The organism is Amycolatopsis sp. 195334CR (genome assembly GCF_017309385.1).
Lineage (GTDB): Bacteria > Actinomycetota > Actinomycetes > Mycobacteriales > Pseudonocardiaceae > Amycolatopsis.
Genome location: NZ_JAFJMJ010000001.1, coordinates 887,044 through 911,979 on the forward strand (window position 1 = coordinate 887,044; position 24,936 = coordinate 911,979).

The window sequence follows — 24,936 nt, forward strand, 5'->3', positions numbered from 1 at the left end:
TTCTCGCCGACGCGGGCCTCGCAGGTGGGACAACACGGTTGCGGCAGGCAGCTCATGGCCTGGTCCCGGTGGTGGTGTGGCGGTCGCGGAGGAACTCGGTCCACCCGCTGGCCTCGGAGCCGACGTGGGTGGTGTGCAGGCGCACGTCGCTGGCGAGCAGTTGGCGGTGGGCCAGCACCATCTCGGTTCCGGCGGTGATGGCTTCGGCCAGGCGCAGGTGCAGGTGCGCCCAGTCGAGGCAGCGCTGGTATTCGTCCTGATTGACCGGGCGGGTGCTCAACGTTGAGTGAATCGCGCGAGCGCGGGCGAATAGGGCCTCGGCGGCGGCGCAGTGCCCGGCGGCGCTGCGCGGCTCGTTCGCCGTCGCCGTGGCTGGGGCGGTGGGTGCGGTGTCCGGGGACATGTGTCGGTCTCCTTCAGGTGTGCGGTAGTGGGCGGGTGGTGAGCACCGTGCGGGTGCGGGGATCGGCCAGCAGCGGGTGCGTGGTGGGGCGCTGGTCGTCGGCGATGAGCACGCGCACGCCGAAGCGCGGTTGGCCCGCCGGCGGGGTCGGTCCAGCCGTAGAGGGCGGGCAGCGCCAACAGGGCGTGCACGGTCTCCTCGCCGGCGAGATCGCCGTCGCGGTAGCCGAAGACCTCGATCTCCAGCTCGGCGGCCGCGTCGTCGGTGGTGACGGCGTAGCGCAGGTGTGGTGGCAGCGGGCCCCGGAGCGCGTCGAGGGCGCTGGGAGTACCGGGTTCCGCTGGCGCGGTCAGGTCGGCCAGGATCCGCAGGGCGAGCTGGTAGAGGTCGTGGCGGTGGGTCGCGCCGAGCAGCGGGCCGTAGCGGCGGGCGGTGGTGTCGGCGGCTGCGATCCCGGTATAACCGCACGTCGCGCGCCCGGGCGGGAACACCAGCGGCTGGTCACCCGGTCCGGGCGGCACGTCGACGCCCGCGCGCGCCGACCAGCGCTCTCCCCGCTGGGCGGTCCACACCGCGCCCTCGTCGAAGGCGTGGACGTAGTCGGTGCCGTGGCTGGTGGGCCACAGCCACGGCCACTGGCCGCCGTGTCCCCGGGCGACCTCGCCGGCCTGCTCCGCCTCGGCCATCTGGAGGAAGACGGTGACGAGGCAGGCGAAGGCGCCCGCGGACCAGGCTCGCGTGATCTCGTCGAGCCAGCGGCTGTCCGGGGTGCCGAGCCGGACCGAGCCGAGCCACTCCGCGCCCGGGCCGCGCCCGAGGTAGAAGTCGTGCGTCGTACCGCTCATCGGGTATCACCGCCGATGGCAGGCAGGTCGGCGGGTGTGTCCCGCATCAGAGGCATCGGCACCGACGGTGGCGCGGCCGGATCACGCAGCCACGCGGCCAGGTCGGGCGGTCCGAGCGGGTCGTCCTCGCTGTCGGGAAACCAGGGGTTGCGCGGGTCGAGGCGGTGCCAGCGGACACCACCTCCCACGGTGGCGAACACCGCCGCGTCCTCGGGATCGAAGGTGATGATCCAGCTGCTGGCGTGACTGGAGTACCAGGGCCAGGGCCAGCCGAGTTCGGGCCGGTACCCGTGGCCCAGGCATTCGTCCTCCCACACGATGAGGGCGTCGGCGATCGCCGCGCGGAAGGTGCCTTCCTCGGTCGCGGTCAGCGCGAGCCGTACGGGTGGGACGGCGAGAAAGTTCTCGGGGTAGCACTCCCCGCGCAGGGAGCCGATCCATTCGGCGTGTTCGCCACGTCCGAGGTAGAAGTCGGTGTAGCTCGACATGATCCACTGCCTCCTTACCGTGGTGGCCCGTAGGGATTCCAGTGGGGTGATGGCGGCACGCAGGCGTACGGGTCGGGCGGCGGGCACGGCGGATACGGCGGCGCCTGGCCGTAGTGGTTGTCGGCAAGGTCGCGTTCGTTGGCGCGGCCGAGGAGGTAGGCCAGCACGATCACCGGGGTCCACGGTCCCGGCAGCAGTACGGCCAGCACCGTCCACACGAGACGCTTCTTCCTGTCCTGCATCGCGGTCAGCTCCTTTCCAAGCGGGTGCGGCAGCGAGATAGGTGGCAAGCCGGGGTGGCGGGGTCACGGCTCTCGCCACAGCAGGCGCGCGTAGTCGGTGGGTGGTGTACTGGGCGGGCGGTGCACCGGGAGCGGAACTGCTGGCGGTGCACCGGGATCGCGAAGCCACGCCGCGAAGTCGGGTGGGCCGCATCGCAACGGCGGGCGCGGGTGGTCGGGGTCGAGGCGGTGCCAGTGCTCGCCGCCGCCCGCTGTCATGTGCACCCCGCCGCCGGGCGGCCGAGGAAGGTGATGATCCAGTCGTTGCAGTGGCTGGTGTCCCATGGCCAGGGCCATCCGTGGCGTGGTTCGTGGGCGGCTCCGAGTCCCCGGACCGCCCACATCATCAGCAAGTCCTGCACCGCCACGTAGTAGCGCGACGGGGCGATCGCGGTGAGCGCTTCGCGACCGTGGAAATCTTTGAGGAGGTTGTCCGGGTGACAGGCGAACTGCAGCGAGCCGATCCACTGTGCCCGGGCGCCTTCGCCAGCGTAGAAGTCCGTGCGTGTGCTCATCACTGGCCTCCCGCGACACTCGGGGTGTTGGCGGTCCGGGCAAGGTAGCCTCGCAGCGCCTGGGATAGTTCTCGTGCGCAGGCCACGGCGTCGCGGCTGGGCACGGAGAACGACAGTGGAATCCACGCGTCGTCGACCTCGCTCCGGGCGTCACGGATCCGCGTGGCGGCCTCGCGTTGGAGGGCGCGGGCGGCCTCGCGTCGCTCGGCGATCAGCTCGGCGTGCCGCCTGCGTTCGAGCGCGCGATCGATCTCGGCGAGGTAATCGGGCACGAAGGTGTCGCGGATGTAGGCGGCGACCTCGTCGGGCGGCGTGTGCAGCGCGAACCCGGGATGGGGGTGGGCGGTTTCGTCCGGCCAGCGGCAATACCCCACTGCTGGGCCCCGTGGCCGGAGCGGGTCGAGCCGGTACCCCCACTTGCGGCCCGGCCATATCCGCAGGCCGAACTCGATCCCCCGCTGCGGGCAGCGCAGGACGACCAGCCAGTACACCGACCAGTAGGTGGCCTCCCAGGTGTCGGGCAGCGCGGCGACGATCTCGCGAGCCACGGCGTCGAAACGCCGGTACTTCGGAGAATTCCGCAGTGCGCGCGGCATCTGCTCGCTCGGTTCGCTGCTGCACCGTGTCTCGGCATGCGTGGTGGTGCTGTTTGTGGCCATGGTGGATTCAGCTCCTCATGTCGGTGGTGGCTGTGAAGGCAGGTGGTGGGGTGGCCGGGGTCGTGCTGGAACGGTGGAGGTGGTGCGTCCGGGTCGCCGTGGTCGGCGTGGCGTGCGGGTGCCTCATCACCACCCCGAGGGCTCGGGCGGCGCCGTCTGCATGCGGGGTGCGTTGGCGAGTTCGGTGCGCAGGTCGGCCAGGAGGCGGTGGTCGCTGCTGCGGCGCCAGAGGTGCCAGCCGTTGACCGGGGTCCGAGTCAGCCGGGTCGCGAGCGCGGACACGGTGAACACGCCCTCCCCCACGGCGGCGGTGCTGTCGGGCAGCAGGGTGCCGCCCGCGACCACCATGGCGGTGTGCCCGTCGAATTCGACCTGTTCGCCGATGCCGATGAGTCCGGCGGTGATCAGCGCCCGCAGCGCGTCCGGGCTCATGCGATCGTGTCCGTGGTGGCGGCAGCGGGACTCGTGCAGCGCCCTGTCGGCTTGGCTGCGCAGGTACAGGCTCACGCCGAAGGCCAGTTCCCGGGGCCAGTGCCCGGGGATCGGGGTCACCTGGTGGGCGGGGCGCCATTCGCCGTGGGAGGCGAGCAGGAGTTCGGTGTGGCTGCGGTCGCCGTGGGCAGGCGGGTGCAGCCGCAGCACGACGTCGCCCCGGTGTACCTCGGGTGCTGGCTCGTGGTTGAGCCACACCCCCGCGAGCAGGTCGGTCGGTTTGGCGTGCGCGGCGGCGGTGTCGCCGTGGCTGGCCAAGGCGGCGGACGCGTCGCGGGTGCGCCCGGCGATCATGAGCAGCCCCCATGCCCCGGGCGGCATGGTCGTGGATGCGCTCTCGGCCGAACTGGGGAGCAACCGCACCGCGTTCGGAGGTAAGGGCGGGTCGGCGGTGGCTGCGGCGCTGTCTGTATCGGTGTTGTTCATGGCTAGCGTTTCCTTCCTGTGCGGGCGTGGTCGGCGGGGTCAGGAGTCCTCAGAGCCCGGGCAGCCGGGCTTGTGCCCGATGTCGGATCCGAGTTCGAACGGCATGGGCACGTGCTGACCGCCGCTGCGGGCGTCGAGGAAACGGCCGAGCGTGGCGAGGTCGGTGGCCTCGGCCCGCGGCACCTCGCCGGCGCAATCCGGGCACGGGGCGAGCACGCGCAGGTCGTCCACCGTGCCGCCGAAGGAGGTGAACCGGTACTCGGCGCCGTCGTCGGTGATGGTCACGCGATACCAGCGCCACCCGCCGTGTTCGCGGTCGGGATCGTCGGTGACCGTCACCGCTGCGGGTGCGATTCCGAACACCTCGGTCACGTCCCGGACCAGTCGACGGCGGGTGATGGCGCGCTGGACGTCGCACGGGCGACGATCGAACGCGGGATCCTGACGGCGGGCCCGGTCGTAGCTGTCGGCCGCGCGGGCGGCGAGGGTGCCGCTGCCGGGGTTGGTGGTGGCGTTCATCGGTGGCACTCCGTCGCGTGGTTGTCGTCGACTGGTGCGGTGAGGGCACGGGCGAGAGCGGGTGTGCAGGCGATCGCGTCGTCGAGTGGCATGACCAAGTCGATGCGCACGAGGTCGTCGGCCGCCTGGTAGTGAACAGTCACGGGCTGCTGGCAGCGCGCGCGTTCGCTTGCGGTCGCGGAGAACTCGCGGTGCAGCCGTTCGGCGACCTGGGCGCGGGCGACCCGCCTCCGGGCCTCGGCTTGGTCGCACTCTCGTTTGGCGGCTTCCGCGCGCGCGAGGGCGTGGTGGTAACGAGGGAGGAAATCCTCGTGGATGTAGGTGGCGACCTCGGCGGCAGGGGTCCCGACGGCGAAGCCGGGATGGGCGTTTTTGTCGTCTTCGCGTGGCCACACGAAGTGGTTCACGAGCTCGCGTGGCACGGCGCACGGTACGAGGCGAAAGCCCCACGTGCGGTGTCCCCACGGGCACAAAGCGATGCGGGCTCCGGTACTCAGGCACTCAATATCGGCGGCGTCGTCCGGCCCGCAACCACGGCCGATCGTCCACTGGCCCGGCAGGGCGGTGGCGATGTGGACTGCGGCGAGAGCCACTCGGTCGAACTTGGTGATGCGCGGCGGCGGTGCGCTCGATGTGGCGGTGTGTCCGGGCGGCGTGGTCGCAGGTGCGTTCTCGGCAGGGTCGGGGTGGAACCGCACCGCGTTCGGGGGCAGCGGCGGGTCGGCGGTGACTGTGGTGGTGTCGTTCATGGCGGTGCCTCTTTTCGTTGCTGTGGCTGGGTGTGGTTGTTTGTTAGGCGAGCCACGGCTCGTCGGTGCGGTTGCGGAATTGAGCGGGTGGGATGCCGTTGGTGAGGTGGCCGGACGCGCACCGCACCTTGAAATGCACCCCGCTGGATACGAGTTCGCCCGTCTCGACGGTGTTCTCGGGGGTCGGGCACCGAGACAGTGAGCACGCCCAGGTGATGTCCTTGAAGAACTCCTGGTATTTCCTGGCCGAGTCGGGAGCGTTGTCGCGGAAGAAGAACTGCATCGGATTGCCTTCCTGGCCGTTGGGCTGCGGTCAACCGCCCAGCGGGGACGGTCACCCAGGTGGGCCCGGTCGCGGTGGTCGCCTTGCGGTGCCGGGAACAGCGACCACCACGATGGGGCGCGGTTAGGCCTCGTCGTCGCGTGCGGCCGCGTCCACGAGGTCGGTCAGTGTGGTGACGAGTGCCGTGAGGTCGCGCGCGGCCCAGTCCAGTGCGGTGATGGCGTCACGGCCAGCGCTCACACCTTGGCCCTTGGCGAACAGGTTGAGGTTCTGCTCGGCGTCGTCGAGGACCTCATGGAGTTCCTCCAGGGTGCCTAGTTGTTCGTCGAGGTCGATGTCGGCGGCAGAGGTGGTTGACTGGGCGGGCGTGGTAGCCATTGGTTCGTCCTTTCCGTTGTGGTGTCGGTTCCTTGTGGTCACCCGGGGGCGGGGCGGGCCCGCCCCCGGATGGGTTCAGCGGGTGGCTCGCAGGGCGGCCGTGGCGGCCTGCCCAATGGCGCGGGCGGTGGCGGCCGGGTCGGTCAGGGTGTGCACGGTGGCGCCGTTCATGGGTTTGGTGCCCCTCTTGTCGGGTGCCAGCCACAGCACCGCGCACCCGCTCTCGCGCAACCGGTCGAGCATTTTCTGGCCTGGTATCCGGGTGGTGTCCTCGAATTGGCCGTCGGAGATGATCACCAGCAGTCGCGCGGCGGTTGGGCGGGACAGGTCGAGGGCACCGTCGAGGGCGTTGATCGCGGTGTCGATGACGTGCCCGCACATGGCGGTGCCGAATTCGGTCACCTTCGGGGGTGTGACGCCGGGGCGGGTGATCGCGGTGACGATGCCCGCGCCGAAGGTCACGGTCGCGGTGGTGGTGGGCACGGTGGTGTAGCGGGCGGCGTGGGCGAGGATCCAGGCCGCCGAGGCCACGGGAGCGGTGAAGGCCTTCATGGAATCGGTGACGTCACAGATGATGCCGAGCCGTAGTGGCGGGGCTGGCACGACATTGCGGGTGGTGCGGGTGAAGGGTTCGGCGGTGGGGATCGCGCCCGCCGCGCGCTGGGCGTCGACGGTCATCGCGCCGCGCATCCGCAACCGCCCCGGGGGCACTGCCGAGCGGGTTTTGGTGGCGGTGCGGTCGCGGTGTCCGGCGGTGGTCAGCGCGCGGGCGAGGTGCCGCGCGGCGCTGTGTTCGGTCGCGTTCGGCGCGCGGGTGCCGAGGATGTGGCGGGCGGTCGGGTTGTACCCGGTGCCCGTACCGCTGAAGACCTCCTTCGCGGAGTCCTGTGCCCGTTGGCGTGCTTTGTCGTCGGCGGCACGCGCGTCCATGGCTTGGGTGATGGGGTCGGTGGGCGCGGGTTCGGCGACGATCGCGCTACCGATCGCGCCGACGGCGTTGGTGATCGCGTTCGCCAGCGGCGACCGCGACGGCATCTTGTTCCCCGCCCCGTTCTGGTTCGTGGCGTTGGGGTCGGGGGTGTCGGGTGGTTCGTCCGGGTCGGTGCCGATCGCTTCGCACCATTGGCGCCCGAGGTCGATCATGCGCTGGGCGTCGTCGTCGGCGGTGCGGTGCGCGGCGCGCCAGATTCGGCGCAGTGTCGCGAGTGTGTCGGTGCCGAGAATGTCGCGCACCACGCGCTCGACGCGGGCGACTTCGCTGCGGTTGAGGATGCCGCCGTCCACTCGTGCCAGCACCAGCGCGGCACTGCGGGCGGCGTCCTGGGGGGTCATCCGCGGTGCTGCGGTGGGGTCGTTGGCGCGGGTATCGGCGAGGATGAGGTTGGTGGTGCTGGCGCGCAGCCAGTATCGGTCACCCGGGCGGCGGCGCACCTGTGCCGCTTCCATGCGGGACTCTTCCAGCAGGTCCGCCGCCGCGACCGCGCCCGGGGGCGCGCCTTGGGGTGCCTGCCACACGGAGTGTTTGGCGTGGCCGCATTCGTGGGTCAGCAGTCCCCATGCGGTGCGGTAGCGCTTGCGGTCCCCGACCCGGTGCGGGGCGACCGTGGCGGGGTCGACCCCGGTGTCGAGGTGGACGCCGTCGACCTCGATGGTGGACTTGTCGGGGAAGTAGCAGGCCGGGGACCCGTGGCCAGCGCCCGGGGCGACCGTGACGACCAGGTTGTCACAGTCGGCGATGGCGGGTGTCTCGTCGCCGAATGCGGCGGACAGGGCAAGCCATCCGGGAGTGGTCGGGAAAATCGCGGTGGGAGCGGCGGTGGCTGCGGCTACGTGAATGCTCATGGCCTGTGTCCTTTCCGGACGGTCGCGCGGGCGGTACGGTGGTCGTGGGCTAGGCGAACTGTGACCCCAGCGACAACGGGGCGACATTCGCGCCGAACACGTTGCACACGGCTTCGGCGACCACGGCCCGGTCCTCTTCGGGTGCGATGCCGACCAGGTTCCCGGCGGCCGCGAGGGTGCCCAGCACGTCGGCTATCCGGTTGAACGCGATCAGTTCCCGCAGCTGCGGCGCCCAACCGATCTCGCCCTTGCCCTGCCGTTGGGCCAGATTCCGCGCCACGCGCACCGCTTTCGGGTCGATGTTGAGCTGGGTGGCGAGGTCGTAGTCGGTCGACACGTGGATCTGCGCGGAGAACCGTGACGAGAGCGCGTCGGTGAGCACCGCGCCGTGCACCCCGGGGTTGTGTCCGGCCACGACGTAGAACCCGGGGGCGGCGTCGACCACCTCGTTTTTATGGGTTTTGATCAGGATCTGGCGGCGTCCGTCCATCGCGGGATAGACCACCGCGAGCACGGTCGGCGGTATGAGCGTGGCGTCATCGATGAACAGTGCGCGCCCCTCACGCATCGCGGTCACCAGCGGCCCGTAGGTGAATTCGTAACGCCCGTCCGGGGTTTGGGTGTAGGAGCCGACGAAATCGTCGGTGACGGTGTCGGAATCCCCTTGCAGGGTCACGATGTCCGGGAACGCGGCTTCCACCACCGACGTTTTCCCGGTGCCGGGCGGGCCGTACATGAGCGCGGACACCCCCGCGTCCCGTAACCGCCGTAGCGCGGTCACATCGGACAGTCCGGACAGTTTGCGCGGGTGGTACATCTGCCCGTTCGGGCGGCGTACGGGACCGGTCACCAGCGCGGGCGGGGCGGGCGGGGCGGCGGGTGTGGTGCCGCGCGGGGCGACCGTGGTGACTGTGGCGGCGTCGGCGGTTGTGTCGGTCGCACGGTAGGTGACCGGGTTGACGCCGACTTTTTTGGCTTCCCCGCGCGCTTCCAGTGTGGCCAGCGCGTTGCCGACCGCGCCGGACGATTTCCCGCCGAGTTTGGCCGCGATGGTGCCGGGGGTGAGTGCGGCGGTGGGGTCGTGGGCGAGTTGTTCGGCCACCATGCGGCGAAGTTCGCCGTTGCGCAGTCGGTGTGCCGCGCCCGGGGCGGCGGGCGTGCTGCCCGTGGCCGGAATCGTGACTGGCGTGGTCATGGTGTCGGGTCCTTTCGCGTGGTTCGGTCGGCGGGGCGGGGACCGGGGGGTGCGGTCGGTTTTCTTGCGGTGGCGTGGTTTAGCTGCGGCCGAACCCGTTGGTCAGTGCGTGGACCGCGTGGTATTCGTCGTGGGCGTCGTAGTGCTTCCCGTCGGGGGTCACCACCCGCCAGCGGTCACCGCGCACGGGGTCGGCGGGGTAGTAGCTTCCGGCGAACGTGCCGTCGGCGCGGGTGACCGTGCCGTACAACATTTGTTGCGCGTCGGCGGGGTCGATCACCACACCCGTGACGGTGCAACCGTTTTCCACGGATTGCCGCACCACGATGTCGGGCAGTGGCGCGGGGTCGGCGGCGGGGTCGACCACGTACACGGCGCGGGTGTCGGTGGCGTTGTGGTTCATGGCGTGCCCTTTCGGCGGCTGGGTGGTTGCGGGTCAGTGGGTGGCGGCGGGTTCGGTTTCGGTGGCGTCGGCGTTGCGCTGGTGGGTTTCGGCGGCGTAGTCGGCGGCGTCGGGGGTGGCGTGTTCTTCGACCCACCCGCAGTAGCAAAACGCGGTGGCGGTGCCGTCGGCGTTGGTGGTGGTGTCGGCGTAGCACATAGCGATCCCCGTTCGTGAATTGGTGTTTCCGGCTTCCCGGTGGAACTGATTCGCACCCGGGGCGGTAGTTGGTTTTTGGTTTCGCTTCCGGTTTTCCCGGTGACACAACAAACGTAACCCGACCCCCGGGCGCCGCGCAATAGTTTTCCGGGGTGAATTTCGGGAAATTTTGGCCGCATTTTCAGTGCAGCTGCCACAATTCCGCGCGGAATTTTTGTGCAGGTCAGGCAATTGCAGGCCGACCAGAAATGGGGGCGCCGGTCACGTATCGAACCGCGGATAGACGTAGTTGTTTTTATTAACTTGAATGAAAGACCGGAATAGGGGGAGGTGAGTTGAGATGCCGTGGTGAGCCGTGGTGAAACGATGACGGGGCCGCGTGACATCGGCGCCGGGCCTGATGTGTTCACCTGCTTGGTGTCACGCGAGTCTGGGATACCGGTGGATCCCCTTGCAGGGGGTGTGACCTGCGGAGATGGCGGACACGGGGGGATCCACCTTAGGTGGATACCGGAGGACGAGGCTGATAGGCCGGGTCGGCGGCCCCGCGGTTGGCAGTCACCGTCCGCGTCTCCGAGGTGCGCGAGCCCGGCAGCGGGTAGCGACATGGAGGCGCGAGGTGGACCGCCCGGAATACCGTTCTCGATTCGACCATGGCAGTCACTACGGTCGCCGGAGACTGTCTTCGCGGTGCGTGGATGTCGCGCCCAGCACTCGGCACGAAACGTCTTCGGCATTGTCTCGGAATACGAGAACACGTCCACAGATGTCTTTTTCTTCGACCTCGACAGTTGCACTACCACGGTCGACGCTAGCATCGACGCGCACGAGTTAGCGGCCCAGAATCGAGGTATTTCACTGTTCCGCACAAATGCCTCGACGGCACGAGAATCGCACCTCGATCGCCGTGCCCGGCATGCGCGTCCGGGAACCCTCGATGCGTCCATTCATGGCGCCGTGGTTCGGGAGAATTCGTCGACCGGGATCCCGGTGTCGCGGGCGCGCAGCCGCTGGGCGAGGTCGATGGTGTCCGCGGTGGGTGTGGTGTCGACTTCGGTCAGGCGGGTGCGCAGGAGGGTCAGGGTGCGGGAGATGGCGTCGTGCCGGCCGAGTGTGTGTTGCAGGCGCATGATGTCGCGGTAGAGCAGCTCGTTGTGCGGGTCGAACGCGCGCGCGGTTTCCAGCAGATCCAGGGTGTAGTCCGGGTCGGCCTCGACGCGGGCGCGGGCGAGCGCGGCCACGGCGTCGAGGGCGTCGCGGCGGGTCGCTTCCCGGGCGGCGACGAGCCACTCGGCGTCCAGGCCCTCGGCCAGGGGGCCGCCGTAGTGCGCCACGATCGCCTCGTAGGCGTCGGTGCGCTGCACGGGCGCGATTGTGGCGCGTCGGCGGGTGACCGCGTCGGCGAAGGCCCAATAGTCCACCTCCACCACGGCCGGGTCGAGCCGGTACTGGCCGTGCTCGGCCAGCACGAGCTCGCCGACGGCACCGCCGGTCGCGTGATCAAGGGCGCGGCGGATCCGGGACAGGACGGTGCGCAGCACGCTGGCGGGATTGCGGGGCGGTTCGTCGGGCCACAGGGCGTCCACAATCGCGTTCCGCGACACCCCGCTGGGATGCACGGCGAGAAACACCAACAGTTCGACCGGGCGGCTGCTCAGTGCGCCGGACAGATCGCGCGGTTCGATCTCGGGGCGTGCCGGGTTGGGTCGCCAGTGCAGGGCCGGGGCGCCGAAGACCGTCAGCGCCAGCGGCACCGGTATCCCCGGGGCCGTGTTCGCCCCTCCTGGGCGCGGCGGGCCGCCAGGGTCACTGTGCCCGGCTGGTTCCGGTGCCGGGGCTTCCGCCGTGATCTCCAGGCGATCCGGGCCGCCTCCGGTGTTCTCATGCGAGGGCGGGGCGGCTGCGTGCGGTGGCGCGGGGGTGATGCTGTGAGGGCCGGCGTCCTCGCTCTCGCCGTCGTCGTGGTGCGGCTGGGCGGTGCGCAGGAGGTCGAGCACGTCGCGGGTCGCGGTCGCGGGCAGGGTGAAGGCGCGGGTGCCGCGCAGCGGTTCGCCGAGCCCCGGGTCGGTCGCGGAGATGACCCCGGAGGCGGTGACGTAGACGGTCACTCCGGGGCGCCATTGACCCAGCAGCAGCGCGGCGAGCCCGTGCTGGCCGTGATTGTCGAGCATCTGCTGCAGTCGAGCCTGCTGCCCCGTTTCGCGCGGCGGGGCCGTGATCAGGACGGCAGGCCGGTGCGCTGGGGTGTCGAGGTCGGCTAGGGCGCTGTCCAGATCGGCCACGACGGTGATCGCCTCCGGCGTGGCGGTGGCCGGGTAGGGCACGCCGAGTAGGCGCCCCAGGTCCGCGGCGGGAATGAGCACTCTCGGCGCCGGCGTGTCCGCCGCGGTGGTGAGGAGGGTGAGCAGCAGGGCGCGGGCTGCGGCGTAGCCACCGGGCCCGACCAGGCCGAGGCCGTGCACGCGGGCCAGGTCGAGGGCGATCTGGCTGCTCGGGCCTGCCACAGACGCGGCGGTCTCACCGCCGTCAGTGGCGGGAGTAGTCGCGTCGAGCGCGATGTCGACTACGGACGGGGGCGTCTCCGGCCCGGCGGGGCGGCCGGTGGACGTGGCGGCGCCGATCACGCGGCGGGTGCGGGGTGTGAGAACCCGCAGCCGGGTGTCGCTCGCGGTGTCCGCGCGCTCCGGCGTGCCGGTGCGTGATCGTGGTGGCGAGGCGGAACCGGCGGGCGCACGAGGATGCGCCTCGCAGGTGGCCGCATCGGCGGTCTCGGTGTCCAGTTCGAGGTCGTCGTCGTGGCGCTGAGTGCGCAGGTGGGCCAGGCGCAGCTGGTAGACCACCGGCGCGACGGGCAGGTCATCGCCGCGCCGGCCGCTGCCGGGCCGGTAGCGCGCGTAGCGGCGCCGTCGCGCGAGCACGAGCAGGGCACTGACCGCCGCTGCCAGACCGAGGCTGACGAACACCTCGCCGCTGCCCCAGGTCACCGCGCCCGCGGGCGGTTCGCCTGCCGCGTGGTGAGCGGGTCGCGCGGTCGGTGCGGTGGCCGGGGCAGGCGCTGAGGGCGGCGACATGGACGTGCTCGGCGGAGCTGGGGATGGTGGTTCGGTGGCGGGAGGCGATGGCAGCGGTGTTAATCCTTCGGGGCCTGGTGGCGCAGGCGGCGAGGAAAGAGCGTCGGTCGCGGGGAGGCGGAGGGTGTCGCCGGGGTGGATTCGATGTGGGTTGGTCAGCACCCGTCCGCCGGGCTGGGTGCTGCCCTCGTTGAGGGCCCAGATCTGTGGCCAGCGATCCCCGTCGCCGAGGCAGCGCTGCGCGATCCGCCACAGGGAGTCGTGCACCCCGTTCTCCGGTGGCCTGGCGCGTTCGGTCCCGGGTTCGGTCGTGCGTAGGGACGGCGTAGGGCGCTCGCTGGTGGCCGGTGTGGCCGCGGCGGGGGCGGTCGCGACCGCCGGGGCGTGGCCAGCCGGACGGGCCGCGTCAGCGGGGGTGATGGGTGCGGCGGTGGCGGTGCGGCCCAGCACCGTGATCAGCAGGGCGCCGACGAGCCCGGCCGCCACGCGCCGCACCGGGCCCGTGTGCCGTCGCAGTTCCGGCCACCGGGCGCCCCGGGCCACCTCGGCCGCGCAGGCGGCGACGTCGATCACGAAGACCAGCCACAACCCCCATGCCAGGCAGGCGAGCGTGTCGAGCAGGAACCGGCTCGACATCGGCGCCATCAGCACAGAGCCGACCTCATCCAGGCTCGGCAGCCGGTCCGGCAACGGCCAGCCCACACCAAGAATCAACGCCGCCGGAAGCCCTGCCACGAGCGCGGCGAGCAGGATGCCCGCGAGCAGTCCACGCCCCGCCCGGCCCAGCAACCGCGCGGTACGCGCGCTCGCCGTACGGCTGACCATCAGGGGCTCGCGGCGCCGACCGCGACCCCGCCCGCGCGAGTGGACTCAGGTTCGGGCGGCGCCGGGGCCACAGGGCGCCCCGCACGCGGCTCGGGGCCCGTCCGGGCGCCGAGGCTGGCGTTCTTCTTCGGGCTCGGGCGTGTGCGCTTGCCGCGGGAGGGTTTGGCGGCCTGGTCACGCCAGCGGGTGAGGTCTGCGGCAGGGACGTCGGTGACCTGGGCCAGCTCGGGCACGTCAATCACGTCGCCGGCCGCGGTCAGAACCTCGCCGAGCTCGCGTTCTAGGTCGGCGAGCTGGGCGGCGAGCTCGGTGTGCCGGCGGGCCAGCTCGCCGACGGTGGTGGCCGCCTGCGCACGGCGCGCGCTGCGGGCGGAGTCGCGTTCCTTCAGGCGGCGGGTGATCTCGTCTTGCGTGGTGACCATGCCCGTGTTTCTCCTTCCGCGAATCGGTGCAGCGCGCGTGGTCAGGGCTCGATGCCGGTGACCCCGCGCTGTGGGTGGGCGGCGCCCCGCCCGTGGGTCTGGATGTCCTCGATCCCGACTAGCGACAGCAGTTGGGTCCGGTAGATGGCGGTGACCTCGACCGTCACGGTGTCCCCGGCGACCTGCACTGTGCCGGTGGCGCCGACGCCGGCCAGGTACCACTGCGCCAGCTCGCGTGCCCGCCCTGGATCGAGCCGAACAGTGCCGTTGGCGCGATAGGTGGCGAGGTCGAGGGCCTGGGCGCCGGCGCGGGCGGCGGATTCGGCCTGCCCGCCGGCGCGGACCTTGCTCGCCAGCGCGAGGCCGCCGTCCAGGCTCAGCCCGGTCAGGGCGAGCAGCCCGATCAGCAGGGCGAGCACGAAGGCGGTCACCCGGCCTTCCTCAGCTCGCCACCACCCCCGCAGCTGGCGCCTCGCCGTCGCGCTGGCGACGCCAGTGCGTGAGGAGCTGCCGCGGTGAGCAGAATGGTCGCCGTGACCGCGCCGCAGACGCAGGAATCGCCGGTGGTGGGCGAGGAGTACCTGACCGCGTGGCACGAGGCCGGGCACGCGGTCGTCTACCTGCTGCAGGGCCGGTCGCTGCGCTACGTCACGCTGCGGCCCCGCACCGCCGGGCGGGTCGGGTTCACCGCGGTCCGGCCCCGCCGGGTCGAGCTGTCGACGCTGGCGGTCGTCGCGCACGCCGGCCCGCTCGCCCAGGCCCGCTATGTTCTCGACACGACCAGCGCGGCCGAACGACTCCGCGAGGGCATCACGGCCGGCGACGTCCGCGTCGGCGCCTACCTGCATGGCGGCCACGACGACCTGGCCGTGATCGCGCAGGCCCGCCGCGCCTACGGCCTCGCCGCGGGCCAGTCCGACCTGTGGGCGGGCATCGCGCAGGACTTGATCGACCGGTACTGGACCGAGATCGGCCGTGTCGCCGCGGAGTTGCTCGAGCATCGGACGTTGACCGGTGCGCAGCTCCGTGCCTGCGTCCCGGGGCACCGATTCGCGCGCTGAGCCGGCCATCAGGCACCCGTGCCCTGAGGCGAGGACCGGTAGGTGTCGACGACTTCGCTGGCGGTCGACTCCAGGGCTTTCCCGCCGGGGACACCGAGCAGCAGCGCCTGGCCGAAGTCGACGGTGCAGCGCACCCGCACGGTGACGGTCCCAGAGGGAACGAGCGAGCCGGACATCGTGGTGGCCACGCCCTGGCAGACCAGTCCGGCACGGGCGAGTGCGGCGCCGGCGGTGTCGCGGGCGGCGGCGGTGGCGGCCGGGGTGCTGCGGTGCAGGGTGGCGGCGCGGGCGGCCTGGTGCGCGGCGTCGTCGAGCCGCAGCCGGGCATCGACGCCCCGGTGCACCACGACCGCGAGGAACACCAGCAGCAGGACCAGGATCGGTGTCACGAGAACGACCTCGGCGGTCACCGAGCCGCGCTCGGCGACCCACCACCGCCACCACGCCGCACTCGCCCTCGGCCCGCGCCCGGTCACGACAGCCCCTCCCCTGACCAGGCGCGCCGCACCAGTGCCCTCCCGGATAAGGCGCCGCGGCTGAGCCCGCGGAGCAGGACGCGGCGAAGCCGTGACCACGACGAGGGCGGCTGTTCCCACGGGAATACCCCCGCGCCGGTGATGTCGCGGGCAGCGGTGATGTAGGCGAACACGCTCTGCGGCAACGCTTGCGCGGCCTCGGACAGCCACCGAACCTCGCTGGGGCTGGGCAGGTCGGCGAGGGTGCTCTCGGTGCGGGTGGCGAGTTCGCCGTGGCGCAGTTTCGCCTCCCAAGCCCGGGTCAGCACCAGGCAGCCGTGCACGTGCCGCACGACCTCGTCCACAGCGTCGTCGATCACCTTCACCGCCTCGCGTGCCGCGGCGGCCAGCTCACCGACCTCAGTGTCGGGGTCGGCGGCGAGGTCGCCGGCCAGGCTCCGGGCGGCACGGGTGCGGTCCAGGCAGCACAACACCTGCCACACCACCTGATGCACCTCACGCGGCACACCCGAATCGATCCACGCCCGGGCCGGGCTGCGATGCAACTCGTCCACGCCCGCGATCAGGGCCCGGACCGCATGGCCGGCGGTACCGAGGTCGGTGAAATCACGGCTACGGAAGAAGAACGCGCCCCGCGCGCGATCCAGACGGCAAGAACTGCCCGGGCCGTGGCGGTGGTCGGTAAGCACCCGAGCGGCGTGATAGCAGCCGGCGAACACACTCGCGCTCACCGCGAGGATCCCCACGCCGAGCGCGCCGACCGCGGCGCCGGCCACCACCGCGAGCACGACCAAGGCAACACCGGCGAGTCCGGTGAGGACAATCCGCGGACGCAGCCCCGCGCGGACTCGCTCACCACGCCACTGCGACTCGGTGATGCCTGGATTGAGCAGCATCGAATCCGGCCCGTCCGGAAACGTCGCCGCCCGCACCGGCATCATGACATCCGCCGAGCTGTGTTGTGTCATCAGGGTTTCCTTTCGACTGGTCGCCTTGATCGCCGCTGTGGCAAGGAATTACGACGCTGTGTCCGGCACGAAACGTTCAACCTCACCGGAGGCTTCGGCGTGCACGTGCAGGTGCACGCCGGGCAGCACCGCGGTGGCCTCGCCACGGATACTCACCGACACCGCGGTCGCGCCGCGGGACACGGTGAGGTGGGGATCGCACAGGGGCCCGGTGGCGAGGTCGGCGAGCAGGCGCTGCCCGGCGGTGTGCCCGGCGCTGGCGGTGCCGTCGTGGGTGCGGGCGGCGGCCAAGGCCTGGGACGCGGCGGCCTGGGCGACGTGGGTGGCGTGCGACCACACGGCGAACTGGATGATCGCCAGCAACGCCAGCAGCAACAACGGGGTCGCGATCACCAACTCCACGGTGACCTCGCCCCGGTCTCCGTGCAGCGCGCGCCGGACACGCTCGGCCAGCGCGCCGGCACGATCGCGGGCGGCTCGGGTGGGCATCCTCAGCCGCCCAGGCCGAGGTCGATCGAGTTCGCCTTGGCGGTCAGTTTCGCCACGATGATCGCGATGATGGCGATCGCGGCGATGGCCATCAGGGCGGTGACGATGACGGTGGTGGTGATCTCCCCGCGCTCCGGCTCGAGACGCAGCAAGGTGACGCGAGCGCGGCTGAGTTCCCAGAGCGTGTGGACGTACGGGACCGCAGCGGAACCTTCTGTTTCCTGGCCTGCGAACCATTCTTTATTGCGGGCGGAGCATGGTGCCGAACGGGCGTGCCGCTGGTACCGTGGCTGGGAAAACTGAACTTTGCGCATCGCAGCGATGCCTCCTCTTGGATCGACGAACACAGATGCCGAAATCGTGAACCCGTAAACCTCCTAGAGTCCATTGAGGACTTGGATTACCGCGGGGTAGGCGATGAATCCGAGGAAGCCGAGGAACAGCAACGTGACCGGCAGAGCCATGCGTTCGGTGGCGGCCTGGGCGTCGGCTTCGGCGTCGGTGACCTGGTGGGTCCGCAGGGCTTGCGCTTTCGCGGCCAGCGAGGCACGCACCCGGGCGCCTTCGGTGCCTGCCAGCGAGATCGAGGCGGCGAGTTCGGACAGTTCGGCGATGTCGAGTTCCTCGCCGAGTTGGCGCAGCGTGTTCCACGGGGTGGTGCGGGTCAGTTGCGCGGTGTGCAGGGCGCGGCGGATCTTGGCGACGGCCGGACCGCTTCCGACGGCCGCGGCGTCGACGAGGGCGGCCTCGACCCCGGCACCCCCGGCCAGGGTGATCCACACCAGATCGAGGAACGCGGAGAGAACGTCGCGGAACTCGCGCCGCAGTCGAGTGGCCTTGGCCCGGACGTCGAGATCCGGGGTCAGGAAGCCGACGGCGGCGAGCATAAGCCCGGCCAGCAGAGACACTTCGCCCCCGAGCGAGAACCCGCCCACGGCGAGCAGGGCGTGCAGCAGCCACGGCGCCAGCAACCCGGCCACGGCGAGCAGCGCTTTCGACGCCAGGTGGGTATCCACGCCGCGGCCGGTGACCCGCAGATCGGCCTCGATCGTCGCGCCGGGCAGACCGAGCATGCGGAGACCGGGGACGAATATCCGGCCCCAGCGGCGGACCCAGGCGGCGTCCGCCGCGAGGACGATCGGTGTGGCCGGTGGCCGCGAGCTGAGCTGGGCGAGCCGGTCGCTGAGTGCTGGTGCCGGTGGCAGGGCCCAGGTCAGCAGCAACCACAGACCAGCTCCGACCCCGGCGCCGAACAGCAGGGCGGGGATCATGACCGTTCACCTCCGCCAGCCGTCACGGCGTCGCCGTCAGGCGTCCTTGTCAGGTCCGGGGCGTCGAGCGCGAGCACCCGCGGCTGTCCGCCGCTGGTGGCAATCCGGGCGAGCCAAGCGAACCCGCCGGCGAACAGGCCGCCGATGCCCAGCAGGACGAGCTGGCCGGTGGCGGTGTTGTAGACGTCGAGGTAGGCGCGGTTGAACAGCACGACCCCGGCGGCGAAGGCGAGGGTGGTGGCGACGATGACCCGCACCGACGTGCGGGTCCGGGCGCGGCCGGTTTCCACCCGCATGCGCATCGCGGCCTGTCCGCGGGCGGTGGTGGCCAGGGAGCCGAGCAGGTCGCCGAGCTGGCGGGCCTGGTGCTCGGCGGCGAGGACGAGGGCGGCGAGGACGAGGTCCGCGGTTGGGTCGTCCAGCTCGCGCGCCAGCGTTCGCAGCGCCGGCGGCAGGCGCTGCCCGCTTTCCAGCCTCGCGGCCAGCGTGGCGACCTCGCCGCGGATCGCCGCCGGCGCGAGTGGAGCGGTGGCGAGAATGGCTTGCTCGAGCCCGGCCGCGGCGGACAGGACGTCGCGCAGCATCTCCGTCCACGACGCGATCGCCTCGATCCGCGCGACCCGCCGCCGGTGGGCGCGGTCCGGGCCGACCATCCGGGGCAGGAACCACACCGCCGCTGCGGCCAGCACCGCGCCGACGATCCACCCGGTCACGGCCCCGGTCAGCACGCCCGCGCCGACCGCCACGACCAGGCGCAGCAGAGCACGCCGGTCGCCGGCCTGGCCGCGCGCGGCGCGAGCCCACGTGCGAGGACGCGAGGGCGACGACACCGCCGCGGGCCGGCGCCAGGCGGCCACGACCAGCAGTACGCCGGCGGCGGCACCGAGACCGAGCGCGGCGGCAAAAATGGTGGTGGTGTCGAGGCTCATGGCGTCCACCACCCCTCCGGCCGACTGAGCAGATCCGGGTCGAATCCGGCGGCGACGAGGTCGTCGAGGGTGTCCGCACGCAACGCCCCGGCCACCGGGACGGCGCGGCGGTCCGGACCTTGGCGGTAGACCTCGTTGGAGATCACCGACCCGGCCTCGGCATCGACCACCTCGCGAATAGAGGCGATCACGCGCGTGGTGCGATCGGCGGCACGGTCGAGGTGCACCACGAAATGCACCGCGCTCCCGACCAGCAAGGCGGTGGCTTCCAGCGGCAACCGTTCCGGACCCTGCGCGGCGTAGGAGGCGAGCCGGGTGAACGCGATCTTCGAACTGCTCGCGTGCAAGGTGGCCATGGAGCCGTCGTTGCCCTGGGACATGGCGTTGCACATCGGGATGACTTCGGCGCCGCGGATCTCGCCGACGATCACGCGGTCCGGGGACATGCGCAGCCCCCAGCGCACGAGTTCGGCTTGGTCGATCGCGCCCTCGCCCTCGACGTTGGGTTCGCGGGCCTGCAGGGCGGTGACATCGGCGTGCAGCTGCGGGTCCAGCCCGAGGCCGAGTTCGAAGGCGTCCTCGACGGTGACGACGCGTTCGAGGGGATCCATCTCCGCGGCCAGGCCCCGCAGGAGCGTGGTTTTCCCGGCGCCGGTGCCGCCGGTGATGAGCACGTTCTTGCGGGCTCGTACCAGCGCGCGCAGGAAGCGCTCCAGGCCGACGTCGAGGGTTCCGCGGCGGCGCAGCTGGGCGAGGGTGGCGGTGAGGTAGCCGTGCCGGCGGATCGTGCACGCCGTCACCCCACCCGCAGTCAGGCCGAGCACCGCGAAGAGCCGTTCGCCGCCGGGCAGTTGCAGGTTCAGCGCCGGGGAGCCGCGGTCGAACCGGCGCTCCTCGGATGAGGCGCGCGCCGCGAGCGTGCGAATCAGGTCGGTGAGTTCCTCGTTCGAGGCCGCCACCGGCGCAGCCTGGGTGCGGCTTCCGTCGTTGTACTGGACGAACACCCGGTCGTAGCGATTGACCGCGATCGTCTCCACCGACTGATCGGCCAGCAACGGCTGCAGACCTCCGAGGCCGAACATCTCGTCCAGCAGCTGCTCGACCACTCTCCGCTCGGTCTCGGAATCGAGCAGCGCGTGCCCGGCGAACAATTCGTCCTCGGTGTGCGCGGCACTCGCCTCGTCGAGGAGTTCACGACCGATCTCCCTGCGCTGCGACAAGCTCAATGGGCCACCACCGACGCCGGTGACTGCAGCAACTCGAGCCGGCAGGTCGGTATGCAGCGCCATCTGGAGTCGCGCGCGTAGCCGCTGTTCCGCGCCGGACATCCCTGCCTCGGATTGAGGTGCATGGCGCAGTTGCTTTATCGAGTTCATGGGCGCCATTCCTTTCCAGCGGCGGCGGACGGCAGTGGCGGCGCTCGCAACGGCTGCGGACCGGGCGCGACCGTGCCGTCGGGTTGGCGCACCAGTTGGGGCGGCACGCCTGGCACAGCTACCTCTGTGTTGGGCACCAGCGGTCCGGCTGGAGTGGGTGCTGCGAGGGCACGGGCGAGGGCGGCCGTCTGCCGTGCGAGACCTCTCGCGCCGCGACGGCGTTCCCGCGGCGGGTGTCCGGTCAGAGCGGCGGCAGCGGCCGGATCATGCGGGATGCGGCCGATCGTCGGCACGCCGAGTTCACGCTCGACTTCGGCGGTCGCATAGCCGTCGCCAACGAGCAGCAGACCGGGACGCGGCGTCCAACGAGCCAGGTCACCCAGCCGGGCCGCGGTGTGGGCGAGGTCGTCGGCTCGGGAACCGGTCACCACGACCAGCGCGTCGGCACGGCGCGCAATCGGTTCCGCCGGTGAACCGGGATCGATGCGCCCGCAATCGGCCAGCACCACCACCCCCGGTTCCTGCGACACGGCCTGCACCAACGCCCCGCCCTGCGCGGCGACCAACGTGCACAACACGGCACGCGCATGTGTCCCGCCGGGCGGGGCCACCAACGCCCGCGCACCGCCAGGCAAGAACTGGGTGTGTTCCCAGACCACCGCCGGTTTCTGCGGGCGACGCGAGGCAGCAGCGAGGCTGACCAGGCCCGGTGTGATCGGCAACCCGAACCGCATCGCCAGATCACCCCCGGCCGGATCGACCTCGGCGACCAGCCGAGCGACGACGTCTGCCTTCGGCCACTGCCAGACGAGCGCCACGGCCAGGGCCGTCACGCCGGGCGAGCCGTGCAGCGAGCACAACGCGATCAGCATCAGCGCCCACCGCCCGCCGGCTGCATCACCAGCGCCACCTGCTCCGCTGGCACCAGGGCGAGTTGCGAGGCGCTTGTCGAGTCCAGTTCCAGGGAAACCACCCTGGTCTGGTCAGTACCGGGAGGTGTGACGCCGACGACGGTCGCACGCCAGGAGGTGCCAGGACCGTACTTCTGCTCCACGGTCGATGCGCCACCCGCGGCGACCACGGCACTCACCACCGTTCCGGCAGCTACCTCGGGCGGAGCTTGTCCGGGCCCGATAGCCACCGCCAGCACCGCACGTCCAGCCGCGGGAACCGCGGGTTTGCCCACCGCGTCCTGGCTCAGCAGTGCTCCGGGACCGAGGCTGGTCGCCATCGGGCGCCCCACCACACTCGCCGCCTGGTCGACGTGAACCAGTGCCGCGCCGGACCCCGCGGAGACCTCGATGGTGCGCAGATCGGATGAGGTCAGGATGTGCCCGACCGTGACCGGGCGCGCCAGCGCCAGCATCGGCACCCGTTCTTGCATGCTGGTCGTCCACCAAAGCGCGCCGCCGACGCACAACACGACCAACAGCGATCCAGTGACCAGATGCGGTACCTGCCGCCTTCGGCCTCGGTGCAGCCCCGAACCAGCCGGGTGCAGCCAGGATGAGGCGCGCGATTCGTGGTGAGGACCAGGGCGGTGTACAGGGGTTTCGGTGCTGGCCACGGCCAACCTCCAGGCGTGGATCGAAGGGGAAGAGCCGGTCCTATTCGGTTCCGAGCGCGTGCGATTCGGCGACTCTGAACGTCGTGGCCGCACTCGTGGTCAAGTCAGGCAAGGCGCCGGACTCGCCGGCACCGGACCAGGTGATCCGCCAGCGAACCGTCGCGCTTACGGGGAATCGCTCGTCCGGAACTCCAGCCGATGAGCGGTGGTAGGTGTGCCCGCAGTCCGGTGACGCGGCGTGCGGGTTCCCTCCCCCGAGATAGGGCGTTCCCGCGCCGGTGCAGGTCACCGTGGCGCCGTCGCCCATCGACCAGGCGACATCGACCGGGGCGGCGGTCACGGTGACCGATACCCCTGGTACTGAGGCGGTTGACGAGTACGGGCGCCAGGAGCTCCGGTCGAGCCACAGCCAGGTCGGCACCTCCACCAGCTGAGTCCCAGCCGGATTCGAGCCGACTCGCGGCCTCGGCAGCCGCAGCTGAGCGCGCGCGAGACGCGCTACCTCGCCCGGCGTGAGCTGAGGAATCTGCACCGGCAGGCGGGCGCGCCCGTCGACCTGACCTCCCATCGTGCACTCGTGCACGTACCAAGGGCCAGGTGCCGAACCGGCTGGTGCGGTATACCCGCTGGCGACGTAAGTGCAGTTCGACGGCGACCCGCCAGTTGCCGGCGTGCCCGCGTCCCCTGGCGCCTTCCCTTTGGCAGGCGGTCCGGAAACCCGGTTCCCGGTCGAACCGGGAGTTCCGACCGTCACGTCACAGCTCGGCTGTCCGCTCTGGGTGCAGTCGATGTCGCTCCACGGGCCATCGGCGGCAGCGATTCCCGCCCCGGCGATGGACACACCGAGTGCGCACACGGTGACGCGCATCGCCGCGGTCAACATGACCCTGGCTCGCGAATGCCGAACTCCGTGACGCGCCAGACGCCGTCGACTTGCTTCTCCACCACGGCGTTGATGTGCCGTCGGCCGTCTGGTTCCTCGTCCGCGAGTGCACCGGTGTCCGCGCGGTACAGCAGCCAGTTGGTGCTGTCGCCACAGTCTTCGATCATGATCTTTCCCAGCTTGGCCGTGCGCGCTCGGGGAGAATTCTTGGGTCGTCCCTTGCTGACGAGGCCGTTGGCGTGGTGCGAGTACATGCCGCGAGTGATGGTGGTGAGAGCGATTCCGGTCGCGTGACGCGCCAAGACTGGGTTCCGCCAGTCCGCTGTTTCTCCCGCGACGGCCATGTCGTTCCACATACCTACGTAGGCATCGATGGCCAACTGCTCGGCTGTGGCCGCACTCGGGTTCGCTGGCGAAGCCGGTGGGCTGGGCGACGGCGCGGCAGCTGGAACAGCTGTCGGCGCTGGCTCATCAGCAGCTGAACAGGCAGGTGCACTGATAACCGCGCTCGCCAACGTCAAGGCCAGAGCAACGATCCGAACAGGCCACCGACGAGAAACGGCCCAAAGGCCACGGACGAAACAGACGGGCTCCGGCAGATCGCCGCGCGGAGGCCAAGCAGGACCGCTGCGCTGGCGGTAGCGGCGAACATCGTCAGCGCGACCGACGGCCAACTGAACCACCCTGACAGCAGACCGATCACGCCGCCGAGCTTTACGTCGCCCGCGCCGACCCCGCCGGTAGCCACCGCCAGCAACAGCAACAGCAACGTCACCACCACCGCGGCCATCATCGCGCGCAGCGCGCTCGTACCATCCGCACGTTCCCAGGCGGCGATCGCCAAGAGCGCGGCCGTCAGGCAGGCCAGCGGCCGGATCAAGGCCGATGGTAACCGGTGCTCGAGCAAATCGAGCACTACCAACGGCACCGAGAACAGTGCTGCCACAAGGAAGACGACAAGTTCGTAATCCCATCCCAGGTTCAGCGCCGGCGCGGTGATGAGCCCAGCGGTCCCCGCGGCGCCCGTCCCGGGCGAACTCCACCATCCGGTGGACGGATCGGTCAGCAGCCTGCGTGTCACAGCGGACATACCCGCGCCCACTACCGCCGCAAGGCCGAGAAGCAAAACCATCGGACAGATTTGCATGTTCGTCGCCCTGCTCCGCACGAACGCTCATGACATTCTCCCATCGAATAGAGGGTCTTGTTCCTCTGGTTTGCCGGGGGTGCGGGTGGCGGGCGCCGGGGAGGGTTCGAGCGCCCGCCACCCTCGCGCGACACCAGGTGGGGGCCTGGCGTCGTGGTCACGGTGTTGATGAGCTTCGGGGTCAATGACGGCCGGGCGTACAGCCCACGCCGCCGTTCCACCAGGCTCCCGAGATCCGATAGGTGACGTAGGGCTGCAGGTCGGTGATGCCGGGGCGCACGCAGACGTGGGTGATGCCGCCCCACAGGTCTTCGACGTCGAGCATCACGGTGGATCTCGTGCCACCATCGCAGTGGTTGTAGCGGCCACCACCGAGATAACCGCATCTCTCGCTCACGGAGACTGGTGACGCTGAGGTCGGCGAAGCCGCTCCTACCGCCACGAGGATCCCTGCCATCAAGGCCATGACGAACGCCAGCCCGCGGCGCACGAAGAGACCTCGTGCAGCGCCGTCGCAACGGTCGATAAAAGGTCGCATGGTGCTCTCTCCAAAAGGTCCGCATCAATCCATGATTTGGTCAGAAATCTGTTTCGGCACATATGAGACGCATTTGCCGTTTCAGTGCATGACCTAATTTTGGACGATGTGACACCTTCTGCGTAGAGAGCGATGAGCACAAGCTTGTCCTCATCCTGTGCCCACTTTGTACTCATGGCACCGGACCAGAATCGACCCCACCAGGGGTCGCGCACGGTGCGTTGATATGTAGCTGGT

The 24,936-nt window shown here is 70.8% G+C and carries 31 protein-coding genes; 1 reads left to right on the forward strand and 30 read right to left on the reverse strand.

Features of this window, described 5'->3' with window-relative positions:
- Positions 1–52: 52 nt before the first annotated feature.
- The 18 genes from JYK18_RS46455 to JYK18_RS04530 form a co-directional block, all read right to left on the reverse strand.
- Entirely contained in the window at positions 53–280 is a 228-nt protein-coding gene (locus JYK18_RS46455; RefSeq protein WP_242578945.1) for a hypothetical protein, read from the reverse strand.
- A complete protein-coding gene (locus JYK18_RS04450; RefSeq protein ID WP_242578946.1) occupies positions 277–1,248 on the reverse strand; it encodes a hypothetical protein in 972 nt (323 codons plus the stop codon). The genes JYK18_RS46455 and JYK18_RS04450 overlap by 4 nt, the downstream gene beginning before the upstream one ends.
- Positions 1,245–1,736, reverse strand: a complete 492-nt coding sequence (locus JYK18_RS04455) for a hypothetical protein (protein WP_206800892.1) — start codon at positions 1,734–1,736, stop codon at positions 1,245–1,247. Before JYK18_RS04455 ends, JYK18_RS04450 begins: the two co-directional genes overlap by 4 nt.
- A 14-nt stretch (positions 1,737–1,750) precedes the next feature.
- Entirely contained in the window at positions 1,751–1,978 is a 228-nt protein-coding gene (locus tag JYK18_RS04460) for a hypothetical protein (RefSeq protein WP_206800893.1), read from the reverse strand.
- Positions 1,979–2,232: 254 nt separating this feature from the next.
- Positions 2,233–2,532 (reverse strand): hypothetical protein, encoded by a 300-nt coding sequence (locus JYK18_RS46460; RefSeq protein ID WP_242578947.1) that lies wholly within the window; start codon positions 2,530–2,532, stop codon positions 2,233–2,235.
- Positions 2,532–3,191 carry a hypothetical protein gene (locus JYK18_RS04470; RefSeq protein WP_206800894.1) on the reverse strand — a complete coding sequence of 220 codons (660 nt, stop codon included), beginning with the start codon at positions 3,189–3,191 and terminating at the stop codon, positions 2,532–2,534. Before JYK18_RS04470 ends, JYK18_RS46460 begins: the two co-directional genes overlap by 1 nt.
- 126 nt (positions 3,192–3,317) lie before the next feature.
- Positions 3,318–4,109: a hypothetical protein gene (locus tag JYK18_RS04475; RefSeq protein ID WP_206800895.1), complete on the reverse strand. Its 792-nt coding sequence runs from the start codon at positions 4,107–4,109 to the stop codon at positions 3,318–3,320.
- 39 nt (positions 4,110–4,148) lie between these two features.
- On the reverse strand, positions 4,149–4,628 hold the full coding sequence (locus JYK18_RS04480; protein WP_206800896.1) for a hypothetical protein: 480 nt from the start codon (positions 4,626–4,628) through the stop codon (positions 4,149–4,151).
- Positions 4,625–5,377: a hypothetical protein gene (locus tag JYK18_RS04485; RefSeq protein ID WP_206800897.1), complete on the reverse strand. Its 753-nt coding sequence runs from the start codon at positions 5,375–5,377 to the stop codon at positions 4,625–4,627. Before JYK18_RS04485 ends, JYK18_RS04480 begins: the two co-directional genes overlap by 4 nt.
- Positions 5,378–5,420: 43 nt before the next feature.
- A complete protein-coding gene (locus JYK18_RS04490) occupies positions 5,421–5,660 on the reverse strand; it encodes a hypothetical protein (protein ID WP_206800898.1) in 240 nt (79 codons plus the stop codon).
- Positions 5,661–5,783: 123 nt separating this feature from the next.
- Positions 5,784–6,038, reverse strand: a complete 255-nt coding sequence (locus JYK18_RS04495; RefSeq protein WP_206800899.1) for a hypothetical protein — start codon at positions 6,036–6,038, stop codon at positions 5,784–5,786.
- A 75-nt stretch (positions 6,039–6,113) separates the two neighbouring features.
- A complete protein-coding gene (locus tag JYK18_RS04500; RefSeq protein ID WP_206800900.1) occupies positions 6,114–7,880 on the reverse strand; it encodes a hypothetical protein in 1,767 nt (588 codons plus the stop codon).
- 49 nt (positions 7,881–7,929) lie between these two features.
- On the reverse strand, positions 7,930–9,075 hold the full coding sequence (locus JYK18_RS04505; RefSeq protein WP_206800901.1) for an AAA family ATPase: 1,146 nt from the start codon (positions 9,073–9,075) through the stop codon (positions 7,930–7,932).
- 79 nt (positions 9,076–9,154) lie between these two features.
- A complete protein-coding gene (locus JYK18_RS04510; RefSeq protein WP_206800902.1) occupies positions 9,155–9,478 on the reverse strand; it encodes a hypothetical protein in 324 nt (107 codons plus the stop codon).
- Positions 9,479–9,511: 33 nt separating this feature from the next.
- A complete protein-coding gene (locus tag JYK18_RS04515; protein WP_206800903.1) occupies positions 9,512–9,676 on the reverse strand; it encodes a hypothetical protein in 165 nt (54 codons plus the stop codon).
- A 947-nt stretch (positions 9,677–10,623) separates the two neighbouring features.
- Complete coding sequence (locus JYK18_RS04520; protein WP_206800904.1) at positions 10,624–13,572, reverse strand: BTAD domain-containing putative transcriptional regulator; 2,949 nt, start codon at positions 13,570–13,572, stop codon at positions 10,624–10,626.
- Complete coding sequence (locus JYK18_RS04525; RefSeq protein WP_206800905.1) at positions 13,572–13,994, reverse strand: hypothetical protein; 423 nt, start codon at positions 13,992–13,994, stop codon at positions 13,572–13,574. The genes JYK18_RS04520 and JYK18_RS04525 overlap by 1 nt, the downstream gene beginning before the upstream one ends.
- A gap of 41 nt (positions 13,995–14,035) precedes the next feature.
- A complete protein-coding gene (locus JYK18_RS04530) occupies positions 14,036–14,425 on the reverse strand; it encodes a hypothetical protein (protein ID WP_206800906.1) in 390 nt (129 codons plus the stop codon).
- A gap of 84 nt (positions 14,426–14,509) precedes the next feature.
- Here JYK18_RS04530 and JYK18_RS04535 point away from each other — a divergent pair, with 84 nt between their 5' ends.
- Entirely contained in the window at positions 14,510–15,055 is a 546-nt protein-coding gene (locus JYK18_RS04535) for a hypothetical protein (RefSeq protein ID WP_206800907.1), read from the forward strand.
- Positions 15,056–15,063: 8 nt separating this feature from the next.
- Here the strand turns inward: JYK18_RS04535 and JYK18_RS04540 are convergent, their stop codons facing one another.
- The 12 genes from JYK18_RS04540 to JYK18_RS04595 all read right to left on the reverse strand — a co-directional run bounded on the left by JYK18_RS04540 (position 15,064) and on the right by JYK18_RS04595 (position 24,558).
- Positions 15,064–15,531, reverse strand: coding sequence for a TadE/TadG family type IV pilus assembly protein (locus JYK18_RS04540; RefSeq protein ID WP_206800908.1), 468 nt, complete (start codon positions 15,529–15,531; stop codon positions 15,064–15,066).
- Complete coding sequence (locus JYK18_RS04545) at positions 15,528–16,499, reverse strand: hypothetical protein (protein ID WP_206800909.1); 972 nt, start codon at positions 16,497–16,499, stop codon at positions 15,528–15,530. Before JYK18_RS04545 ends, JYK18_RS04540 begins: the two co-directional genes overlap by 4 nt.
- A 48-nt stretch (positions 16,500–16,547) precedes the next feature.
- The gene (locus JYK18_RS04550) at positions 16,548–16,988 is read right to left on the reverse strand and encodes a TadE/TadG family type IV pilus assembly protein (protein WP_206800910.1); all 441 of its coding nucleotides are present in this window, start codon (positions 16,986–16,988) and stop codon (positions 16,548–16,550) included.
- 2 nt (positions 16,989–16,990) lie between these two features.
- Positions 16,991–17,302, reverse strand: a complete 312-nt coding sequence (locus JYK18_RS04555; protein ID WP_206804429.1) for a hypothetical protein — start codon at positions 17,300–17,302, stop codon at positions 16,991–16,993.
- Between the two features lie 63 nt (positions 17,303–17,365).
- Positions 17,366–18,259 (reverse strand): type II secretion system F family protein, encoded by an 894-nt coding sequence (locus JYK18_RS04560; protein ID WP_206800911.1) that lies wholly within the window; start codon positions 18,257–18,259, stop codon positions 17,366–17,368.
- Positions 18,256–19,188 carry a type II secretion system F family protein gene (locus JYK18_RS04565; protein ID WP_206800912.1) on the reverse strand — a complete coding sequence of 311 codons (933 nt, stop codon included), beginning with the start codon at positions 19,186–19,188 and terminating at the stop codon, positions 18,256–18,258. Before JYK18_RS04565 ends, JYK18_RS04560 begins: the two co-directional genes overlap by 4 nt.
- Positions 19,185–20,564: a CpaF family protein gene (locus JYK18_RS04570; protein WP_206804016.1), complete on the reverse strand. Its 1,380-nt coding sequence runs from the start codon at positions 20,562–20,564 to the stop codon at positions 19,185–19,187. The genes JYK18_RS04565 and JYK18_RS04570 overlap by 4 nt, the downstream gene beginning before the upstream one ends.
- The gene (locus JYK18_RS04575; protein ID WP_206800913.1) at positions 20,561–21,436 is read right to left on the reverse strand and encodes a carbon monoxide dehydrogenase maturation protein; all 876 of its coding nucleotides are present in this window, start codon (positions 21,434–21,436) and stop codon (positions 20,561–20,563) included. Before JYK18_RS04575 ends, JYK18_RS04570 begins: the two co-directional genes overlap by 4 nt.
- Positions 21,436–21,948 (reverse strand): flagella basal body P-ring formation protein FlgA, encoded by a 513-nt coding sequence (locus JYK18_RS04580; RefSeq protein ID WP_242578948.1) that lies wholly within the window; start codon positions 21,946–21,948, stop codon positions 21,436–21,438. The genes JYK18_RS04575 and JYK18_RS04580 overlap by 1 nt, the downstream gene beginning before the upstream one ends.
- Before the next feature lie 1,059 nt (positions 21,949–23,007).
- On the reverse strand, positions 23,008–23,394 hold the full coding sequence (locus JYK18_RS04585; RefSeq protein WP_242578950.1) for a hypothetical protein: 387 nt from the start codon (positions 23,392–23,394) through the stop codon (positions 23,008–23,010).
- Positions 23,395–23,531: 137 nt separating this feature from the next.
- The gene (locus JYK18_RS04590) at positions 23,532–24,146 is read right to left on the reverse strand and encodes a prepilin peptidase (protein WP_206800915.1); all 615 of its coding nucleotides are present in this window, start codon (positions 24,144–24,146) and stop codon (positions 23,532–23,534) included.
- 196 nt (positions 24,147–24,342) lie between these two features.
- Complete coding sequence (locus JYK18_RS04595; protein ID WP_206804430.1) at positions 24,343–24,558, reverse strand: DUF6355 family natural product biosynthesis protein; 216 nt, start codon at positions 24,556–24,558, stop codon at positions 24,343–24,345.
- Positions 24,559–24,936: the final 378 nt, after the last annotated feature.

Bases quoted from the DNA above. Each gene is read 5' to 3' on its own strand.
- JYK18_RS04495 (WP_206800899.1), bottom strand. From the start codon at position 6,038: ATGGCTACCACGCCCGCCCAGTCAACCACCTCTGCCGCCGACATCGAC.
- JYK18_RS04500 (WP_206800900.1), bottom strand. From the start codon at position 7,880: ATGAGCATTCACGTAGCCGCAGCCACCGCCGCTCCCACCGCGATTTTC.
- JYK18_RS04590 (WP_206800915.1), bottom strand. From the start codon at position 24,146: ATGGTTTTGCTTCTCGGCCTTGCGGCGGTAGTGGGCGCGGGTATGTCC.
- JYK18_RS04565 (WP_206800912.1), bottom strand. From the start codon at position 19,188: ATGAGCCTCGACACCACCACCATTTTTGCCGCCGCGCTCGGTCTCGGT.
- JYK18_RS04570 (WP_206804016.1), bottom strand. From the start codon at position 20,564: ATGAACTCGATAAAGCAACTGCGCCATGCACCTCAATCCGAGGCAGGG.
- JYK18_RS04450 (WP_242578946.1), bottom strand. From the start codon at position 1,248: ATGAGCGGTACGACGCACGACTTCTACCTCGGGCGCGGCCCGGGCGCG.
- JYK18_RS04510 (WP_206800902.1), bottom strand. From the start codon at position 9,478: ATGAACCACAACGCCACCGACACCCGCGCCGTGTACGTGGTCGACCCC.
- JYK18_RS04515 (WP_206800903.1), bottom strand. From the start codon at position 9,676: ATGTGCTACGCCGACACCACCACCAACGCCGACGGCACCGCCACCGCG.
- JYK18_RS04580 (WP_242578948.1), bottom strand. From the start codon at position 21,948: ATGCAAGAACGGGTGCCGATGCTGGCGCTGGCGCGCCCGGTCACGGTC.
- JYK18_RS04485 (WP_206800897.1), bottom strand. From the start codon at position 5,377: ATGAACGACACCACCACAGTCACCGCCGACCCGCCGCTGCCCCCGAAC.
- JYK18_RS04550 (WP_206800910.1), bottom strand. From the start codon at position 16,988: ATGCCCACCCGAGCCGCCCGCGATCGTGCCGGCGCGCTGGCCGAGCGT.
- JYK18_RS04555 (WP_206804429.1), bottom strand. From the start codon at position 17,302: ATGCGCAAAGTTCAGTTTTCCCAGCCACGGTACCAGCGGCACGCCCGT.
- JYK18_RS04480 (WP_206800896.1), bottom strand. From the start codon at position 4,628: ATGAACGCCACCACCAACCCCGGCAGCGGCACCCTCGCCGCCCGCGCG.
- JYK18_RS46460 (WP_242578947.1), bottom strand. From the start codon at position 2,532: ATGAGCACACGCACGGACTTCTACGCTGGCGAAGGCGCCCGGGCACAG.
- JYK18_RS04470 (WP_206800894.1), bottom strand. From the start codon at position 3,191: ATGGCCACAAACAGCACCACCACGCATGCCGAGACACGGTGCAGCAGC.
- JYK18_RS04505 (WP_206800901.1), bottom strand. From the start codon at position 9,075: ATGACCACGCCAGTCACGATTCCGGCCACGGGCAGCACGCCCGCCGCC.
- JYK18_RS04460 (WP_206800893.1), bottom strand. From the start codon at position 1,978: ATGCAGGACAGGAAGAAGCGTCTCGTGTGGACGGTGCTGGCCGTACTG.
- JYK18_RS04475 (WP_206800895.1), bottom strand. From the start codon at position 4,109: ATGAACAACACCGATACAGACAGCGCCGCAGCCACCGCCGACCCGCCC.
- JYK18_RS04575 (WP_206800913.1), bottom strand. From the start codon at position 21,436: ATGCTGATCGCGTTGTGCTCGCTGCACGGCTCGCCCGGCGTGACGGCC.
- JYK18_RS04545 (WP_206800909.1), bottom strand. From the start codon at position 16,499: ATGACACAACACAGCTCGGCGGATGTCATGATGCCGGTGCGGGCGGCG.
- JYK18_RS04520 (WP_206800904.1), bottom strand. From the start codon at position 13,572: ATGGTCAGCCGTACGGCGAGCGCGCGTACCGCGCGGTTGCTGGGCCGG.
- JYK18_RS04525 (WP_206800905.1), bottom strand. From the start codon at position 13,994: ATGGTCACCACGCAAGACGAGATCACCCGCCGCCTGAAGGAACGCGAC.
- JYK18_RS04560 (WP_206800911.1), bottom strand. From the start codon at position 18,259: ATGATCCCCGCCCTGCTGTTCGGCGCCGGGGTCGGAGCTGGTCTGTGG.
- JYK18_RS04490 (WP_206800898.1), bottom strand. From the start codon at position 5,660: ATGCAGTTCTTCTTCCGCGACAACGCTCCCGACTCGGCCAGGAAATAC.
- JYK18_RS04455 (WP_206800892.1), bottom strand. From the start codon at position 1,736: ATGTCGAGCTACACCGACTTCTACCTCGGACGTGGCGAACACGCCGAA.